13 protein-coding genes are annotated in these 18,678 nt (G+C 46.9%); 2 read left to right on the top strand and 11 right to left on the bottom strand.

The genetic code is table 11. The annotated features are described in order from the left end of the window. Window positions 1-17: 17 nt before the first annotated feature. From BLV62_RS05830 to BLV62_RS05785, 10 genes are all read right to left on the bottom strand, one after another. Window positions 18-1,148: a hypothetical protein gene (locus BLV62_RS05830; RefSeq protein WP_089759643.1), complete on the bottom strand. Its 1,131-nt coding sequence runs from the start codon at window positions 1,146-1,148 to the stop codon at window positions 18-20. Window positions 1,149-1,164: 16 nt separating this feature from the next. Beyond that, window positions 1,165-1,803 (bottom strand): hypothetical protein, encoded by a 639-nt coding sequence (locus BLV62_RS05825; RefSeq protein ID WP_139169955.1) that lies wholly within the window; start codon window positions 1,801-1,803, stop codon window positions 1,165-1,167. Beyond that, window positions 1,797-3,413 carry a hypothetical protein gene (locus tag BLV62_RS05820; RefSeq protein WP_089759639.1) on the bottom strand — a complete coding sequence of 539 codons (1,617 nt, stop codon included), beginning with the start codon at window positions 3,411-3,413 and terminating at the stop codon, window positions 1,797-1,799. The genes BLV62_RS05825 and BLV62_RS05820 overlap by 7 nt, the downstream gene beginning before the upstream one ends. 242 nt (window positions 3,414-3,655) lie before the next feature. Then, window positions 3,656-4,042 carry a VOC family protein gene (locus BLV62_RS05815; RefSeq protein ID WP_089759637.1) on the bottom strand — a complete coding sequence of 129 codons (387 nt, stop codon included), beginning with the start codon at window positions 4,040-4,042 and terminating at the stop codon, window positions 3,656-3,658. Between the two features lie 147 nt (window positions 4,043-4,189). Next, complete coding sequence (locus BLV62_RS05810; protein WP_211117671.1) at window positions 4,190-5,782, bottom strand: beta-N-acetylhexosaminidase; 1,593 nt, start codon at window positions 5,780-5,782, stop codon at window positions 4,190-4,192. Between the two features lie 58 nt (window positions 5,783-5,840). Beyond that, the gene (locus BLV62_RS05805) at window positions 5,841-6,746 is read right to left on the bottom strand and encodes a sugar phosphate isomerase/epimerase family protein (RefSeq protein WP_089759635.1); all 906 of its coding nucleotides are present in this window, start codon (window positions 6,744-6,746) and stop codon (window positions 5,841-5,843) included. A gap of 115 nt (window positions 6,747-6,861) precedes the next feature. Continuing rightward, window positions 6,862-8,295, bottom strand: coding sequence for an alpha-L-fucosidase (locus BLV62_RS05800; protein ID WP_089759633.1), 1,434 nt, complete (start codon window positions 8,293-8,295; stop codon window positions 6,862-6,864). 318 nt (window positions 8,296-8,613) lie between these two features. Further along, window positions 8,614-12,201 carry a SusC/RagA family TonB-linked outer membrane protein gene (locus BLV62_RS05795; RefSeq protein WP_089759631.1) on the bottom strand — a complete coding sequence of 1,196 codons (3,588 nt, stop codon included), beginning with the start codon at window positions 12,199-12,201 and terminating at the stop codon, window positions 8,614-8,616. 176 nt (window positions 12,202-12,377) lie between these two features. Further along, a complete protein-coding gene (locus BLV62_RS05790) occupies window positions 12,378-13,376 on the bottom strand; it encodes a FecR domain-containing protein (protein WP_089759629.1) in 999 nt (332 codons plus the stop codon). A gap of 89 nt (window positions 13,377-13,465) precedes the next feature. After that, window positions 13,466-14,035: an RNA polymerase sigma-70 factor gene (locus BLV62_RS05785; protein WP_089759626.1), complete on the bottom strand. Its 570-nt coding sequence runs from the start codon at window positions 14,033-14,035 to the stop codon at window positions 13,466-13,468. Window positions 14,036-14,188: 153 nt separating this feature from the next. On the opposite strand from BLV62_RS05785, the gene BLV62_RS05780 reads away from it, so the two are divergent. Both BLV62_RS05780 and BLV62_RS05775 read left to right on the top strand, forming a co-directional pair. Beyond that, complete coding sequence (locus BLV62_RS05780) at window positions 14,189-15,184, top strand: S1C family serine protease (RefSeq protein WP_089759624.1); 996 nt, start codon at window positions 14,189-14,191, stop codon at window positions 15,182-15,184. 87 nt (window positions 15,185-15,271) lie between these two features. Continuing rightward, window positions 15,272-16,600, top strand: a complete 1,329-nt coding sequence (locus BLV62_RS05775; RefSeq protein WP_089759621.1) for an amidohydrolase family protein — start codon at window positions 15,272-15,274, stop codon at window positions 16,598-16,600. On the opposite strand, the gene BLV62_RS05770 is transcribed toward BLV62_RS05775, so the two are convergent. Next, window positions 16,595-18,676 (bottom strand): copper-translocating P-type ATPase, encoded by a 2,082-nt coding sequence (locus tag BLV62_RS05770; RefSeq protein ID WP_089759619.1) that lies wholly within the window; start codon window positions 18,674-18,676, stop codon window positions 16,595-16,597. The two genes, BLV62_RS05775 and BLV62_RS05770, sit on opposite strands and share 6 nt — an antisense overlap. Between the last annotated feature and the right edge of the window lie 2 nt (window positions 18,677-18,678).

Raw genomic sequence — 18,678 nt, 5'->3', positions numbered from 1 at the left:
AATTTCAAAGGTTAGGATTAACGGGTTAATGGCGCCCGGTACTGATAGTCATAGAGTTTTAATATCTTACCATCCTGGTCTTTAACCAGCTTAAGTCTATTTGCGGCGTCATATTCGAAGTATGCCACTTGTCCCCTTGCATTACACGAACTGGTCTGGCCTACCAGCGGAGTATAAGTAGCTGTCACCATTTGCGCACTTTCAGGATGTAGCCTTAATTCGTCTATCAGCCCGGCTCCTGTTATTTTAACAGATGTTACGCCTGATACCCTATGCTCATAATAAGTCCATCCACCGGCTATAGTATTCCCTTTAGTCACCGCTCCCTGTGTTCCGCTAATAGTAACGGGAACGCTATTCTTTGTAAAATACGAGACTTTATAAGTTGTCCCGGCCTGCAGACCAGATTTGGTGATCCCTGTTGCCCCTGCATTAGACATATCAAATGATCGTTGTCCTGTAGCCCCGCTTGTTGTATTTCTTAAGGCCGAAGGAATTATCCAATTTCCGCTGCCTTCTGCCTCAAAGCTTGTATAAGCAATATCACTATATGCAGCGTTACTCACTTCAGCAATTGCCTGTTGCGAATTGTAGTCCCAGATGTAAGACAATAGAATATCCTTATCATTCGCCTGTTGCAAAACGTTACCATACTGATCGTATTGATAAACAGTGGAAACAGTGTCAACGTTATATGTGCCTAACTTGATCTTCTGGCGGGAGGGCAAAACCAATCCGCCGGTCCAAGTGGCAAAATCAGTGCGTTGTTTAAATTGGAAAACGCCATCTTTGTATGTTTCCTGCTCAATAGGCTGGTCCCATATATGTAACTGTTCTAATTTTCTGATATTTGTCGAATCGACGCTCGAAAGAGCAGGATTTGTTATAGAAGCAATGTCCTGAGGGTACTTGAAACGCTTCAGATATCCTTCTGTACCTGGTGCATATGATACAATCTCTGTTGCAGTAGTAGGAAGCAGATGCGCCATATTCTCATACTTATATGTTATCTTATGCACAAGGCTATCTGTCCCATAATAATCTACTGTTGTCACGGTATCCGGCTTGTAGGTATATGAATTGTATTGCATCTGGTTTAAATAGTATTTTTCGGGGTACCATTTATCGTTGGGATCTTCGGGCAACATTAAACTAAAAACATTGTCATTCGCAACTGCCTGGCGTCCCCTCATCCCAATAAAACTTATTTGGCCCTGTGGCATAAGGATCATAACGGCGTACGGGTACGCAAAAAGCCGTTGATTGATATAAAGGGGCTGGCTTGAAATTACCAACCCTGATCCGGCCAAGATCTACTTTCTGAAAGTTCCGCTTCTGCGTGTCTTCAAATTTTTTATAAGAAGTTCTTTCCTCGCGAATCAATTTGAATCCTATTGCATTTGGAGTATCATTGAATGCATAAATCATCTTTCTTTCCAGCAAAGAATGCGCAAAACTCTCATCATAATACGGTATATAACCAGTTCCATAATTTGGTCCAACTATTTTCCCACCAACATGCGTAAACCTTTTGAAATAATATTCTGTTTTCCCTCTGGCTATATAATTAGAATCATATTCTACCTCCATTACATTTTTATAGGCCACGAGACTTCCGTTATAGACACTAGTTTCGTTGACGGGCGAAGACAACAACAAGTATTGATCAACATTTTGCGTTCTATCACTATTAACTCCATAAACATATTTCTGCGTTAAATACATCATCGGGCCAGGAGGCGCAACCCGGTCAAACCTGTCGTTGTTGTCGCTTCCATAAAAATAGAGACGTCGTTTTACCATTTTGTCATCAGATGTCCTGTATTGTATCTCCTGGATCCTGAGTCCGCCGCCGGTAGTCTTATAGAAACTGCCGTTAGTTCCCTGGGCCCAATATTCATGCAGGCCATAAGTGTAAATATACCTGGCCCCAGTTGCACTCGTAACTGATTTAAGCGTTCCCACACGGGCAGCAAGAGAAACCGGTCGCCGCTCTGCCAACTGAATTGCCTGCAACGCCGGACGGTCGATTGGCCATTCGAAACCATAGTATTTGAAATTTTCTTTTCTGGTGATAGTAAATTCATTACTATTCCATACTTCTGGCTGCCCACCAGGTAGGGAGGGTATGTCAGCAGTGTCCTGTTTGTTGTGGCTCCATTATAAAACCCCCAGTAATCCAAGGCCCTCGATTGAAAATCGGCCGGAAACGGAAGATCCTGATAGTAACTGAAGCTATAGTTATTAACTAAGCTATCTTTCGAATCATAATAGTCAACTTTTGCCAGGATATACCTGTCGTCGCGAGTAAGGTCCCAGGCTGTTCTGAACTTTGTCAATGTATCGTAGGTAAATATCACTTTCGTTAATCTCACTCCGGCATTCGAGAATACTTTCAGTGTATCTAACATTCCCCACCGGGAAGAAAGTTCAACTCGCCCTCCCGCAAACAGGATTCTTGAGGGAAATTGCTCGTCCCTGCTAGCCCCGGATCCAGCTTTTGTCAGGTTAGGTTCCTGGACGATATACCTGTTATCACATTCGAATGGGCTGGTTGGGTCGATACCATTAAACTTGCATATCATTGACACAGCGGCAGCCTCAGAGTACATCGTGTCCGCAGCACTTCTGTGAACAAAATTATTTTGGTCATATTTAATCTGGATGGTGTCCTTCTGGTCAGCAGAAATCATGTATTTCAACCGCCAAACGCCTCCAGATGGTCTATTATCTATAGAGTCAACAAATTTAAGTGTATCTCTATTGTTGATGAAGTCATGGTCCTTCCTGTAAAATGTCCATTTCCAGGTCTCACGTGACCCAACCAAATCATAGTAATACCTCGTTCCGTGCCCGTCTATTAATGTCGAGTTACCCAAGCTTAACAAAGGATTAAAAGGAGCTGATATGTAATTCCCGTTATCGGATGTAAAAAATTGTCCGCCGCCTCCCGGAAAGTTGACAGCATCAATACTTGGTATGGATATAGTAATGTTATCAAGCGCCTCCTGCGCTTTTTTTAGTTCATAGTCGCTGCCTCCTTGCAAGGCCGCTTCGTCAATAGGCAGAGAGTACGAGCCAGAAGCGCCACTACTGGTCCAACTCCCGCCAATATTTAAAGACCATCCAAGTCCAACAATTCCTCCCGCATTATTAGGTTTAATTCCTGTTGCAGAGTAAGTCAAGTTTAACGGCATGGACAAAGAGCGTCCCTTGACTTCATAAATAGGTATAGAGACCTGTAGAATACCGCCAGCATGGTCAACTCCATCAAATACCGCACTGGTACTCAAACTTCCAGGTCCGTCATTTTTCGCATTTAAAACACTGCCAATTTTACTGAAACTATACTGGGCACTTACATCAAGGCCTCCAAACAGACATAAGGTTAACCAGAGAATTCTATATTTCATAGCGGGATATTGAGATATTTTTTACTACTACAGAATATTTAAAGGGCTATAATAATCGACTTCCTGCAACAAACAATACAACTATTTCACTTGAATCTACTTACTAAAATAATAAAAAATTTATTGGTAAAATAAAAAATTCTCCCGCAACTTAACTAGTAGGTGCATTTTGCAAGTATGCTACGCCGGCCGCTTTAATAAGCAGCCTGTTATCGAAAAATTAATGTCAAGCTAAACATACCCTACATACAAAAAACATTAAACCTATGCCCATCCGGGTCTGCAAACACGAAACCGCTGTATCCATCCCGCGCCTCATCCGCCTTCGCTATTATCGTTCCTCCGGCCTGCCTCACTTCTTCTTCCCATTTATCAACTTCTTCCTTGCTTTCGGCAGAAAGAGTGAATATAATTTCATTGCCGGTTTTAGTATCGATAATATTTCCGCCCATGCCAGCTTCCAATACTTTCTTCAAAAAGAAATGAATAATAAAATTATCATCTCCAAAAAAAAAGCTGGTCAACTGCGCCGACTCGCCGTTCTGTTTAAAACCGAGTTGCTTATAGAATTTAGTAGTTCGTTCCAAATCCTGGACACTGAAATTGGCCCAGACCTTTTTTGTATTCATATACTCGAATTTGTTCACTCAAAAGTAAAACATCAACTGATAGAACGAGCGGCTATTCAAGAAATCCATCGGGCTATTTACGCCATTTAAGCCGACAAAAAAATCCGCTACCAGGTTTGTAGCGGCTATCTCTCAAATCAAATATTGCTAATCCAGGTACGAAGAGGTTACTCCCGATTCCTTGTGCCGCTGCGGCTTGCGGGCATCATAATAGTAAAGGTTATCCCGGTCATAAAAATCAAGGTGCCCCTGCAACCTTTTTTCGAAATCTGTAAAGTCTTTATCTGTACTCCAGGCTGTTTCCGCTACCGCCGCAATCCGTGGAAACAACAGGAAGTCCAGTCGCTCAGGATTCTGTACTGTCTCTGTCCAGACGCAAGCCTGCACTCCCAGTACCTGTGATGCATGAGCGCTCACACCCGGCAAACTATTGGCATCGAAATTATAGACAGTTTGCAGATCATTGAACTTACCGGCCCAACGCCGACCGATCTTATGACTACTGTCTTGTACAAAGTCGAGGTAGAAAGGAATACGCGGACACAGTACCACCTTGTAGCCCTTATCCAGCGCCATATTCAATGTTTCAGGCTTATCGTGCCGCCACCAGGTAATAATAGTGCTGGCAGGCGATAAGGATGCCGACGCCGCTTCATCCCAGGCCATTACCTTGCTACGCAGTTTTATCACTGTATCAGCCATCCGCTGGATGAAATAATCCTCCACCTGTTTTCTATCTGTCAACCCGTATTTGGTTTTTAGGTTGATAACACCCGGATCTCTGTCCCATCCTGCATTTCCGAAGGTTACTTCATCCCCACCCAGGTGAATGATGCCTGAAGGAAAAAGTTTCCTCACTTCTTTGAGGATATTGGCCAGGTACTGGTAAGTGCCTTCTTTGCCCGGGTTAAAGGTAAACTGCGGGAATTTCTCACTTCCTCCACCGTCGAATTCCGGGTAAGCGCGGTTGGCGGCGCTGGCATGTCCCGGCATGTCAATTTCCGGGATCACGGTAATACCTCGCTGCGCTGCGTAAGCAACGATCTCCCTGATATCTTCCTGCGTGTAGAAGGCCGCAGGAGCTTTGCTGTTGTTATGATTCCCTATTCCCCCTACCGTGGTAAGCAAAGGATATTGTTTGATCTCGATCCTCCATCCCGGCGCATCTGTCAGGTGCCAGTGAAAACGGTTCAGCTTATAAAAAGCCATCCAGTCAAGCACCGACTTCACTTTCGATTTCCCGAAGAAAAAACGGGATTCATCCAGGAGTACGCCTCTCCAGGCATATTTGGGCTGGTCTTTAATTTGCCAGCAGCTAATCATTAACTGGCGATCTGAAAAGGTACCGAACACGGATAATTGTATAAAAGAGGCAATACCATTGATTATCCCGGCCGTATCGCCGGCCATAATACTAACGGCGCCGGGAGATATATTTAACGTATACCCCTCCCCGTTTCCCGCGTTTTTATCTTCCCGGAGCAGGATAGTATGTTTTCCTGGCTTTGTAACAATTGGCAGCATAGCCCCGTAGAGGTTCAATAATTGCTGTTGAAGATATTTGCCTTGTGAGTAAAGCGATTTTCCCTGCAATTGTATCACTGTTTCTTTACTCAATATAAAAGCTCCGGAGCTGAGCTTGGCCTGTGCGGGCTTTGGTATCAGTGGGCAGGTTTCCTGGGCATTGGCGGCATACATAGCCAGTACGCCGGCCAATACCAATAGAAGCATTTTTTTCATATCGCAATTTGATAAAAAAAATGCAGTTTTAATAGCTTGTCATACAAAAACGGGGATCTCAATATCCCCATTTCTTCATTACTGCCAGATCATCTTTTACAGCATCTATAGGCGCCTGGCCCTGGTAAGATTCCTGTTCGATGATGAAATATTTTGTGCCATTCTTCTTTCCCAAATCAATCACTTCTTTTACCGGAATGATCCCTTTCCCCAACACAGTACTTTCATATTCATGCCCCATCTCACCTTTCTGGGTTTTGATCTCATCTTTCACATGCATCAGTTCAAACCGTCCGGGATATTGTTTCATGATATCCAATGCGATTCCTCCTGCATGGTACATGTTGCCAATATCCAGCTGCTGTACTACCAAAGATGGATTAGTGCTCTGCAGGATCAGGTCAAATATCTTTTTACCATTGATCTGCTGACTGAATTCGAAGTCGTGGTTGTGATAACCGAATTTCATTCCTGACTTCTGGCATAAAGCGCCGCTTTTATTGAAAACATCCATAAAGGCCATGAATTCGTCGTAGTTCTTACGAAGCGATTCATCTAACCAGGGACTCACAACATATTTCTGTCCTACGATGGCCGAATCTTCTACCGTGTATTTCCATTCATCTGTGAAATCCTTTTTTGCGGCGTCCCAGTGCTGTTTGCCCAGTACGCTATGCCCACTGGGCATAGAAAGACCAAGATCGCCTAACAGCTTTTTGAAGTCCTTAGGCTCGTAGCCATAAAATTTACGCTGTTTATAGCCGGCATGTTCCACATATTTATACCCCATGGCCGACAGTTGTTTCAAAGTGCCGGACGGGTCTTTTTTCATGTCGTCCCGGATGGAGTATAATTGTATCCCTAAAATTGGTTTAGGAGCTGCGGCCATGGCCGATAAGCGGGCGGATAAAGATAAGCCGGCGACTGCGAGGCTACCTTTGGCGAGGAAATCTCTTCTATTCATATCGTGGAACTGGGTTTTCACTAAAATTAAAAAAATTTAATTTCTTTTCCAGTACCATCCATAAAAAAAGGCCCGCCTGAAAACAGAACGGACCCTTCGATGTAAAAAACGGGTATTATCCTTTTAATTTTATCACGATCGGACCTTCTCCCAGGTCGCCCGGGCGCAGATTCGACAGGTCTACCAACAGGTTCTTGCCCTGTACCTGCGTTTTGACCGGCTTTTTAACGCCTAATACTTCTACAGCCGCTTTCCTGTTGTAGTCCCTGATCACTACCTTATCGCGGTAGCCAGGTACAAAGCAGTAGAGCACTCCCGGCTTCTGGGTAAAGAACAGCTCAATATTTGCATGCTCCTTGGAAGGTTTTACCAGCTCCGCTACCTTGAACTTAGACATATACGCCTCCTTATCACCTTCCGGAATTTTACCGGCGCTCCATTGATAAGGGGTCTTGCATGGTTTGGTTTCATAAATAGCTTCACCGTTCACATCCAGCCATTTGCCTATTTCCAGCAATTTCTGCTGCATAATTACAGGTATCCTGCCATCAGCGGTTGGTCCTATATCCAGCAGCAGGTTTCCGCCGCGTGATACAATGTCTACCAGCATCAGGATCAGCTCCCCGCTTTTCTTGTAATCATCGGCCGACTCCATACGGTTATAGCCGTACGATTGGCCTATACCCTGGCTCTCTTCCCAGATCACTCCCGGCTGCATTCCAGCGCCATATTCAGAGGTCAGGTAGGTTGCGCCATTGTTATGTCCACGGGTGTTATTACCCCAACGATCGTCAACCGCCACTTCATCTTTCACCGGCGACTCATTGAATAACCATGCTAACAAAGCAGGGCTCTTCCAGGCGGTATCCGACATCTCCCACTCTCCATCGGAAAAGATCACGGATGGTTTATATTTGGTTACCAGGTCTTTAAACTGCGGGGTCATTACTTCATCCACATATTTTGCCCTGTCTTTCAGCCATAATGGGTTGTACCATTCATACAACGAATAATAGAAGCCCATTTTAAGGCCAGCTTTCCGGACTTCATTTGTAAGATCGCCTAACAGGTCGCGTTTTGGCGTACCCGTTACTGCGTTCCATGGCCGGCCCCAGGATGCATCTGCCTGCTTGCTGTCCCAAAGGCAGTAACCCTCGTGATGCTTGGAGGTCAACACTACATACTTGGCGCCTGAACGACGGAAAATATCGGCCCACTGTGCAGGATTATAAAGAGAAGCAGTGAACTGCTTTTCGAAGTCCTGGTACTGGAAATCTTTTCCGTAATTCTTTTCGTGAAATTCTTTGTTCGCTTTGTTCCCACTGTTCAATGTATGCCAATACCATTCGGAATATCCTCCCGGCGCTACTACAGCAAATGACGGTACTGCATAAACGCCCCAGTGGATGAAAATTCCAAACTTGGCATCGTTAAACCAGGTAGGTATTCCACGTGTGTTAAGAGAATTCCAGTTTGCCTCAAATTTCTTCTGGGCAGTCAACGATACGCTAAACAACAACAGGAAAGTTCCTATCCAGCATTTTTTCATAACAAAAATTTTAGTTGAACTGCCAAAGTTAATAACTTCTGGTAGCTACAGTAATGCTATTTTCTCTTTAACACAGCTTTATTTCACGCAGAGGGGCAAAGAAGGCAAAGAGGCATAAGGAATTTTTTTAAGAGGCAAAGGGTTATATTAAGAGGATTAAGAAGAAAGAAAGAAAGTAAGTAAGGGAAACAAAGATCCTTTTGCTATAAAACACAATCTTCGCTTCCTTTGCTTTCTTAATTCTCTTAATATAACCCTTTGCCTCTTAAAAAAATTCCTTATGCCTCTTTGCCTTCTTTGCCCCTCTGCGTGAAACCCTTACTTGTAGCCAGGGTTCTGCACGAGGTTAGGGTTGGCGTCTAGCTGGGCCTGGGGGATAGGGAAGAGTTTACGGTATTCCCCGTCGGCCGGATGGAATTGCCAGGCGCTGTTCCATTTCCCGAAGCGGATAAGGTCCTGTCTTCTGCAACCTTCCCAGATAAATTCTTTTCCACGTTCGGCCAGCAGGATATCAAGCGTTAATGCCGGTAATGGTTTAGCGCTTTCAAAGTTGCGGGCCCGTACATTGTTCACAATCGCCAGCGCCTCTCCTTCCCGGCCCATACGCAACAGGCACTCTGCTTTTAACATCAGGGCGTCTGCATACCGGAAGATCACCAGGTCGTTATCCTGGTCGGCGTATGGGGTGTTTTTCTGGATCTCGTATTTTACGATACGTACGCCTTCTGTTTGTTTTGCATTGGCCAGGTCGCCGATGGTGCGGGTAAAGATAAGCGGGTCGCCCTGCTCTGTTTTCAGCGGCGTTCCATCCTGCGAGTATTGCTGCCCTTCCAGGAACATGGTCTTGCGCTTATCATCATCTTCGAACGATTCGTAAAATGCCTGCAAAGTACACCAGCCGTTCCATGGCGAACTTGGCAGCCCGTAGGTATACCTGTTGTTGTAATGCAGGGTCAGGTAATGCAGCATCATGCCTTTGGCGTTGATCGCATCGTAAGGCACTACGAAGATATTTTCCTTTGAGTTCTCGTTGTGGGTAGAAAAGTTGGCGAAATAATCGGCCTCCAACTGGTAGCCCTGCCTGGTCACCGAATCGCACATTTTGATGCAATCAGCCCATCTGGCGGTTCCCGTATATACCTGGGCGTTAGCATATAATCTCGCCAGCAACATGAAAGCCATTCCTTTTGTTACTTTTCCATAGTTTTTTGTATCCAAAGTTGCCGGCAATGCCTGGATGTTATCCAGTATCTCTTTCTCCACGAACTTAAATGCTTCCGCCCTGGGCGTATTCCTTGGAGGGTCTGTCTGGGCAAAGGATGTCACGATGGGAATATTCCCGAAGGCATCTATGGCAAGATAATAATGAAAAGCCCTTAAGACTTTCATCTGTGCGATGATCTGGTCTTTTGTAGGCAATACAACCTTTGATTCTTCCACTCCCTTGTTGCTTATCTTACCTACGTTAGCTAACATAGATGGGAAGAGATAGGGAGGAGATGGAACATTATAGTTGAACAACAGGTCTTTGGTCCTTTTATCGTAATATTCGATGGTACCGTTCAGGCGTCCTTTAAACATTACGAAGTCAAAACCGGCGTTGAACTGGGCGGCCGATTCCCAACGCAGGTTAGGGTTTTCGTTCTGCCCGATCTGGTAGGAAGTGACCCAGCGGCCATTGTCCAGTACTTTACCGCCGGGGGCGTAAGTAAGCGGCGACTTATAATTGGAGATCTCCTGGTTACCTGTAACGCCATAGCCTACACGCAGTTTAAGATCCTGCAACCAGCTGCTGTTCTGCAGGAAAGGTTCCTGTGTCAGGCGCCAGGCCAGGGAAGCTGACGGGAAAGTACCCCATTTACGGTCTTTACCAAACCTGGTAGAACCATCGCGACGTACAGTAGCCGTCAGCAGGTATTTATCCTGGTAGCTGTAAAAGGCGCGGCCGATAAATGAAACCAGCGAATTCTCTTCAGCGCCTGATGAAACCGCGGGCTGATCGCCTTGCCCTGCTCCCAGGTTATTATAACTGAAGATATCGGAAACGAACTGGGTATTGCCGGCCGACATACTGTTAGTGAAGAAATTCTGGTAAGAGTAACCAGCCGTTACCTTCAACGTATTCTTTTGCCATTGCTGGTTGTAGGTGAAATAGGTTTCAAGGGTTTTATTATCCCAGGTCCTGGAAGCACGGGTAGCGGTTCCATTACTTCCTGCTCCTTCTATCACCGGCGATTCTTTGGAATAATAAAGTCCCCGGTCGCTGGATGCGCGTTCCAGGCCTAACAAGAGGTCGTAGGTCAGGTGCTTGGTGATATCATAGGTCGCTTTGGCCGACCCGATAAATTTATTCATTGCCCGCTGATGCTTGATCTGGTTAGCCAGGGCAACGGGGTTGTAGTTGTCGTTGATATCCAGTTTTTCGTAAAAAGTACCATCTGCGTTGTAAACAGGGGCGGTAGGATTGTAAGCGATCATCTGCTCCCAGATCCTGTTATCGCCATTTCCGTCCTGGTCCTGCCCTGCATAGCGGTTTTTCTCGCCTACGTAGTTCATGGAAAGCCCGAGGCGCAGGCGGTTATTGAACATTCCCTGGTCGAGGGTGATGCGGCCGATAATACGTTCAAGACCGGAATTAAGTACAACGCCTTCGTTGTTGAGGTAGTTGACAGAAGCGCTGTAGCGGGTATTATCCTTCCCTCCACTCATAGAGATGTTATGACTGTGGCTTAAGCCGGTGCGGATTACTGCTTTCTGCCAGTCGGTAGATGAACCCAGGTCCCATGCGCGGGCGTCGAGGTTATTATCTTTCAGGTATTGGCGATATTGATCTGCGCTCAGTACATCGTAAGTATTGGAGATCCGGTCTATTCCTATATAACCGCTGTAAGAGACCTGCGGAGCGCCGTCTTTACCCCTGCGGGTAGTGACCATGATCACCCCGTTGGCGCCGCGGGAACCGTAGATGGCGGCTGCGGATGCGTCTTTCAGTACGTCTATGGATACGATATCATCGGGTGGTACGGCATTGATATCGATGCCCGGAATCCCGTCTACCACGAATAGCGGTTGGCTGCTTGCAGAAAGAGAGGAAGCGCCGCGAAGGCTGATGCTCACTTTCCCGTTAGGGTTGCCTCCTGGTTTGCTGATCACCAGGCCGGCCACCTTACCTTGCAGTACCTGTACCGGGTTGCTGATGATCCCTTTGTTAAACTCTTTGGGAGTAACGCTGACAACGGACCCTGTGAGGTCTTTTTTCTGGGTAACGCCATATCCTATCACCACCACTTCTGTAAGGGCGCTGGAAGATTTTTTCAATTGCACGTCCATATTCGCCTTAACAGGCAATTCCATTACTTCGTAGCCTACATAGCGGAATACCAGTTGCCCGCCAGCGGGTGCGTCTATAGAGAATTTCCCGTCTGCATCGGTAAGGGTGCCGATGCTGGTTCCTTTTACCTGCACAGTAACCCCTGGCAGCGGTTCGTTTTCGTCGGCGCTCACGATGCGGCCTTTCACTTTGATATTATCCCAGGCGGTGTTGGCTGGTATGATCACCACCAGTTCATTGTCCAGTTCTTTCCAGGTAAATCCTGTTCCATCCAAAACTTTATTCAAAACAACATCCAGGGCTTCGCCATGCGCCTGGACATCTATTTTCTGCTGAAGGTCTACCTTCCGGTTACTGTAAAGGAAATGGACGGTTGATTGACCGGCAATCCGGTCCAGTACCCGTTTGATCTTTGTATTTTTCAGATCAAGGCTGATCCGGCGCTGGGAGTAGCCGGTAGCTGCAACCTGCATACAGGAAAGGAATACAATAAAGAATGATAGCTTCATAATGAGTACATACTTGCGCAATACCGGTCTTCGACGGCAGGCATCCGACGGGTTGACTTTTTCCATAAATTTGTGATAACAGGTGAATTAATAGCAAGGTTATGCCGATCGCGAAAAGGACGACCTTGCAGATTAGCCTTCACAGGAAATGTTTGCAGCATTTCCTGTGTTTTTTTCATTGAACAGTGTTTTTGCTTCTTTTAGTTTTTCATACGTTTAGAATTCTTAAATAACAAGGTTTTTTAGTGAATAATAATAGACGTGCCGTTGTGTTCGAATTTGAAATCTTCTGTTAACTGTAATGCGGTCAGTGCCTGGTCGATTGTTTCTGTACCAAACGAGCCGCTGAAAATGTAGTCTTTCGCTTTTGTATTTTGGATGATAATTTTTACGTTATACCAACGCTCCAGCAGTTGGGCCAGCTCTTCGAAGCGCATCATATCAAATTGCAGGCGGTTGTTGATCCAGGCTGTTTCATTGATTGTACTGTCTGCATTCTCCAATACAGGCGTACTGAGTTTCACAGGCGTTACTACAGCGGCAACCGTGTTGCTTCCTGCATCCACGTCAGTTGCCTGGAATGCAATTTTCTCCAACGGCTGAAGCCTGATCTTCCTTCCGGGATGCTTTTCTTCCGTCACTTCCACCAATCCTTCTACCAGCGTTGCTTCCAATCGCTTGTCGCCGGGGTAGGCTTTCACGTTAAATGCAGTTCCCAGGGCGCGTACCTGCAACGATAAGGCATGCACGGTAAAAGGACGACGGGCGTCTTTCGCCACATCGAAGTAAGCCTCTCCTTCCAGCCAGATCTCCCTGCTTTGCTGGTCGATCCTGCAACTCAGTTTACTATCCGCATTCAGGTAAACTTTTGTACCATCTTCCAGTTGGAAATGGCGTCTTTCTCCCTTTGCCGTTTGTACCACCTGCGCCGCCTCCTGCCGGCCCGACCGGTATAAGAAGCCTGCCGTACAGATAAGACCTGCGACAGCGGCGGCAGCCACCCAGCGCACCCATAGCCTGCGCACTGGCCTGGCATTGGCCTTTTCCATCATCTCATCAAACAGGTGAGGCGCCGGCGCTGCCGGTATGCGCTGCTCATTCCAATAATCTTCCAGTTGCTGCAGGATCAATCGTTGCTCAGGGTTTTCCTGCAGCAGGGCCTCTAACTCCTGCTGCCCCCGTTCATCCAGCATTCCCGATAATTTTGCGCTAATCAGTTCATCTAAACGATGATTGTCCATATACCAGTTTAATTTGAATAGGAAATTGGCCTCCCGGATGTAGAGACACAAAAATGAAATGGATTACCTACAAGAGGGTAAAAAAAATTTTAGCGGGGAGATAATTGCTGCAAATGCCGGTTGTATTGTTGCAATGCCTGCCGCAACCTGCCGGTTGCCCTTACCAGCTGGGTTTCGACAGTCCGGGGAGAAATATCCAGGATTGCGGCCACCTCTTTGTATTTGAATCCCTCTTCCCTCACGAGGCGAAAAATGGTGCGGCATTGCGGAGAAAGGGAAGCGATGGCGAGGTTTATACATTCCTTCATTTCCTTATATTCCAGCAAAGGATGTATTTCATCGGTGCTTGGTTCCGGGACGTCGTCAAGGGCCTGCCACTGGTGTTTGTAAGCATCCCTGTGGTAATTGTGGCAGCGGTTCCGGACGGCTGTATAAAGGTAGGTTTTAAGATGCTGTATCCTTTCTTCCTGTCCGCGGTTCTTCCAGAGCTGTATGAAAACATCAGACACTACTTCTTCTGCAGCCTCTTTGCTGGCAGCCAGTTCCATCGCAAACCTGACCAATCCTGTATAAAAATGGTTAAACAGTTGGCGAAACGATGCTTCATCGTTCACTGTACATACAGCATCCCACCATTCCTGATATTCTACTCCTGGCATACTACCTGATTAGACAACGCATAAAGCGTCAAAATAGGTAAATAATTATGATTTTCCCTGCCTGCAAAATAGTAAAATTGTCAGTTCCCCTCTTTAACCGATGCCAAAAAGACACCGACAGGCATCTGGAGATAAATTTGAAGCCTTTACTTCATGGAACAACTGATTTCTTTTTTATCGCAAACCCCATCCCAGGATGCGGGATTATTAGATGCCTACTCCAGGACGGTAACGGGAGTAGTTGGATCAGTAGCCGAATCGGTAGTACATATAGCTGTTGAAAAGAAAGTAAAAGATCAGCGTACCAGGCAGGATCGTTCTCAGAATGGCGCCGGTTCAGGTTTTATTATTTCCTCCGATGGTTTTATTATCACCAACAATCACGTTGTTGAAAATGCCGATAGTATCAAAGTCTCTTTTGTTGATGGCAGAAGAGTAACAGCAGATATAAAAGGAACTGACCCCTCTACGGACCTTGCTGTACTGAAAGTAGACGAAAGTGGATTGAAGGCTATGCAACTGGGTGATTCTTCCGCCTTGCAGGTTGGCCAGATAGCCATCGCAATAGGCAATCCTATGGGACTGCAATATACCGTCACCACCGGCGTGGTAAGCGCGCTCGGACGCACGTTAAGAGCGAGCAACGGCAGGTTGATAGACAATGTTATTCAAACGGATGCCGCACTGAATCCTGGTAACAGCGGCGGACCGCTTGTGAACTCCCTTGGCCAGGTGATCGGGGTGAATACCGCCATGATCTCGGCAGCCCAGGGATTGTGCTTCGCCATCTCTTCCAACCTCGCCGCCCGGATAGCCGGTCAGCTTATTTTAAACGGCCGTATCAGGAGAGCGCAATTAGGTATTGCCGCTCAACAGGTGCAACTCAGCAGCCGCATGATCGCCGCCAATAAACTGACTGTCGACAGCGGGGTGTATGTTTACGAGATAGTTCCGGACGGCAACTATTACAATTCGGAACTCCGGATCGGCGATATCATCATTGCCTTCGACGGACAACCGGTGTCATCAGTGGACGCACTTCACCTGCTGCTATCTGACAAGCATATAGGAAAAAGAGTAAGTGTAGATGTACTGCGGGGAGGACATAAACAGGCAGTGCAGGTTATCCCCGGCGAAATGAAATTTTAACGGTCAGCCTACCATAGTTGTGAAGGCCGGCAGAAACTAAGGTTTTTGCCCGGCCTTTCTTTTTGCAGAATTGATTAACTTAATAGTATGAAACAGTACTATTTCCTGACCCTGTTGTTGCTCTTCCCGCTATTGAGCTTTCGTACTACCGTTGATGATAGTACCATCCTGTTAAAAGATGCAACGTTGATAGATGGCAATGGCGGAACGCCATTGACCCATACCGACATCCTGGTAAAGAACGGCGTCATAGCCGCAGTTGGCAAACAACTGAAAGCTCCCGGCGCTGCCGTGATCAGCTGCTCCGGCAAAACAATTATGCCTGCCATCATCAGCGCACACGTGCATATAGGCATGATAGGCAGCGAAAAAAATGCGCCCACCTACACCAGGGAAAATATCCTGAAACAACTGAAAAAATATACCGATTACGGGATAACGAATATACTGGTGATGGGATCAGACGAACCGATGCTGTTCAACAGCGGGCTAAGGGATTCTACCACGAAAGATCTTCTGCCCGGCGCCAGGATCCACTCCGCCGGCTTCGGTTTCAGCGTACCCGGAGGCCCCCCGCCAATGAAGTACTTATTCCGGCCTAAGTCGCCCGGTGAAGCCATTGCCAATACCGACAGCGTTGCATTAATGCATCCTGAAGTGCTCAAATTATGGGTCGATAATTTCGGCGGCGGCTCCAATAAAATGAGTGAATCCATCTACCAGGCAATAATTAACCAGGCGCATAAACACAATATCCGGGTAGCCGCACACCTCTACTACGAAGCAGATGCGCAGCAGCTGGTAAAAGACGGCCTTGACATTATTGCACACAGTATCCGTGATAAAGAAATAGATAATACAACCGTCCAGGAACTAAAGAAGCATCATACCATCTATATACCAACCCTGGCGCTGGATCAATACGCTATCGCCTATACGCATTCGCCGTCCTGGATCAACGATCCGTTCTTTACCCGGTCGCTGGAAGCCGGCGTACACGAACAACTGAGCAGCACCAGGTACCAGCAGGAGCAACTGCAGTCTAAAGCCCTGCCAAGAAACGAACAGGCTTTTCAAAATGCCACTAAAAATGTGAAGAAACTGTATGATGCGGGTATTATCATTGCGTTAGGCACCGATTCAGGCGCTAACCCCGTGAGGGCGCAAGGTTTTTCTGAACACCTTGAAATGCAATTGCTGGTGGCAGCAGGGTTAACGCCATTGGAAGCCATTACTGTTGCCACTAAAAACGCGGCAAAGGCTATTGGGATATCCGACCGTTACGGAACTATCGAAAAAGGGAAGGTAGCCGACCTGCTGATCCTGCATCACAATCCTGCAGCCAACATAAAACATACCCAGAACATTGCAGCGGTATATAAGGCGGGAGTTATGGTGAGCAAAGGCCCGCTATGATCTGCGGACCTTCAGCATACCTGCATTGATAGCCACTACTACCGTGCTAACGGTCATCAGCACCGCACCTGCGGCCGGGCTCAATACAATACCCTGGTGATATAATACGCCTGCGGCAAGGGGCATGGCAATCACATTATACCCGGTTGCCCAGGCCAGGTTCTGGATCATTTTCCGATATGTTGCCTTACCAAATTGGATAAGGCTTACCACATCTTCAGGGTTGCTGTTCACTAATACGATACCGGCGGAAGCGGCAGCTACATCGCTTCCGCTTCCGATGGCTATTCCCACATCCGCCTGCGCTAACGCCGGGGCGTCGTTGATGCCATCGCCAGTCATTGCCACGAACTCGCCCTGCGACTGTAATTGCTGAATCTTTTCCAGCTTCTGATGCGGCAATACTTCCGCAATGTAACCATCCATACCCAGCGAACGGGATACGCTCTCTCCTACTACTTTATTATCGCCGGTTAACAAAACGGTTTTGATATCCATTTTCTTCAGTGCAGTGATAGCGCCCGCGGATTCAGGCCTTACCTGGTCTGCAAGGGCAATATATCCCGCCACCTTCTGATCAGCAACCACATACACCACTGTTTCTCCCGGTTGAATATTATTGTTTATATCCACTTGCGGGAACTGCTCTGCAATATATGCCGGGCTAACGATCAGTACTTCTTTTCCCTCTACCTTTCCTTTTATTCCTTTACCTGTAATAGCTGTTACTTCTGCTGCAGCAGGCAGGCTTACGCCCATAGACTTCGACTTTTCCATGATACCAGTAGCGATAGGATGCTCTGAACTTCCTTCAACAGCAGCGGCTATACGAACAAGATCATTTTCTGTAAAACTCCCATCAATTACCCGCAACCGGGATACCTCGAATTTGCCGACAGTGAGCGTACCCGTTTTGTCGAAAACCAGGGTAGTGATCTTCCTGGAATTTTCGAAATCCGTTCTGTTCTTGATCAGCAATCCATGCCTGGCTGAAAGCGCGGTAGACCGGGCAATAACCAGCGGAATCGCCAATCCAAGGGCATGCGGGCAACAGATCACAATTACTGATACCATTCTTTCGATCGCGAACGACATATCTTTTTTCTCGAACCACCAATACACGAAAGTAATGATGCCCGAAAGGATAGCGATAATGGTAAGCCAACGTGCTGCTTTATCCGCCAGCAACTGGGTTTTGGACTTGGATCGTTGTGCATCTTCCACCAGCTTCACTACCTGCGAAAGGTAGGAGTCGGCGGCGCTATGCGTAACGCTGAGCTTTATCGCCCCGTTGCCGTTAATAGACCCCGCAATCACCTTATCCCCTGTTTTCTTTTGCACAGGACGCGATTCGCCCGTTAACATGCTCTCGTTCAGTGATGTGGCGCCTTCTGTTATATCGCCATCGGCCGTTACCTTTTCTCCCGGTTTCACGAGCACTATATCCCCGGGTTTCAGGGTTGCTGTCTTCACTTCTGTTACCTGGTCGCCCTTTACCAGGTGCGCAGTATCCGGCATGAGTTTTACCAGGAGTTCCAGCTCCCTGCTGGCGCCAACGATAGACTTCATTTCTATCCAGTGGCCCAATAACATGATCAGGATCAGGGTTGTCAGCTCCCAGAAGAAATCCATTCCTGCTAAGCCCAGGACTGTAGCTACACTGTAAACATATGCCACAGTGATCGCAAAGCCGATCAGGGTCATCATACCAGGATCCTTCGCTTTCATTTCATCCCACAATCCTTTCAGGAAAGGCCATCCCCCGTAAAAGAACACAACGGTAGAAAGAGCCAGCAGCAGGTAATTATCTCCCGGGAAACTTATTTCCATACCCATCCAGTGCTGGATCATCTTCGACAATAACATTACAGGTATGGTCAGTACCAGCACCACATAAAACCGTTTCCTGAAGTCGGCGATCATCATGGCGTGATGGTCATGATGCCCGTGATGCCCATGATCTTCATGCTGTCCATGATGTTCGTGATGTTCATGTTGTATTTCACCGCCTGCTTTCACCTGCGGATGCTGATGGGCGCCGTGACCGGCATGCCCTTCATGATGCTGATGGTCCATAG

The sequence above is a fragment of the Chitinophaga terrae (ex Kim and Jung 2007) genome, from assembly GCF_900107795.1.
GTDB classification, from domain to species: Bacteria; Bacteroidota; Bacteroidia; order Chitinophagales; family Chitinophagaceae; genus Chitinophaga; species Chitinophaga terrae.
Note: the sequence above shows the minus strand (reverse complement) of the source record. Positions and strands in the feature narration are given on the sequence as shown.

What these genes read in the sequence shown, in the direction of transcription:
- BLV62_RS05830 (WP_089759643.1), bottom strand. Translation starts at nt 1,148, where the DNA reads ATGTTGCCCGAAGATCCCAACGATAAATGGTACCCCGAAAAATACTAT.
- BLV62_RS05825 (WP_139169955.1), bottom strand. Translation starts at nt 1,803, where the DNA reads ATGGTAAAACGACGTCTCTATTTTTATGGAAGCGACAACAACGACAGG.
- BLV62_RS05820 (WP_089759639.1), bottom strand. Translation starts at nt 3,413, where the DNA reads ATGAAATATAGAATTCTCTGGTTAACCTTATGTCTGTTTGGAGGCCTT.
- BLV62_RS05815 (WP_089759637.1), bottom strand. Translation starts at nt 4,042, where the DNA reads ATGAATACAAAAAAGGTCTGGGCCAATTTCAGTGTCCAGGATTTGGAA.
- BLV62_RS05810 (WP_211117671.1), bottom strand. Translation starts at nt 5,782, where the DNA reads ATGAAAAAAATGCTTCTATTGGTATTGGCCGGCGTACTGGCTATGTAT.
- BLV62_RS05805 (WP_089759635.1), bottom strand. Translation starts at nt 6,746, where the DNA reads ATGAATAGAAGAGATTTCCTCGCCAAAGGTAGCCTCGCAGTCGCCGGC.
- BLV62_RS05800 (WP_089759633.1), bottom strand. Translation starts at nt 8,295, where the DNA reads ATGAAAAAATGCTGGATAGGAACTTTCCTGTTGTTGTTTAGCGTATCG.
- BLV62_RS05795 (WP_089759631.1), bottom strand. Translation starts at nt 12,201, where the DNA reads ATGGAAAAAGTCAACCCGTCGGATGCCTGCCGTCGAAGACCGGTATTG.
- BLV62_RS05790 (WP_089759629.1), bottom strand. Translation starts at nt 13,376, where the DNA reads ATGGACAATCATCGTTTAGATGAACTGATTAGCGCAAAATTATCGGGA.
- BLV62_RS05785 (WP_089759626.1), bottom strand. Translation starts at nt 14,035, where the DNA reads ATGCCAGGAGTAGAATATCAGGAATGGTGGGATGCTGTATGTACAGTG.
- BLV62_RS05780 (WP_089759624.1), top strand. Translation starts at nt 14,189, where the DNA reads ATGGAACAACTGATTTCTTTTTTATCGCAAACCCCATCCCAGGATGCG.
- BLV62_RS05775 (WP_089759621.1), top strand. Translation starts at nt 15,272, where the DNA reads ATGAAACAGTACTATTTCCTGACCCTGTTGTTGCTCTTCCCGCTATTG.
- BLV62_RS05770 (WP_089759619.1), bottom strand. Translation starts at nt 18,676, where the DNA reads ATGGACCATCAGCATCATGAAGGGCATGCCGGTCACGGCGCCCATCAG.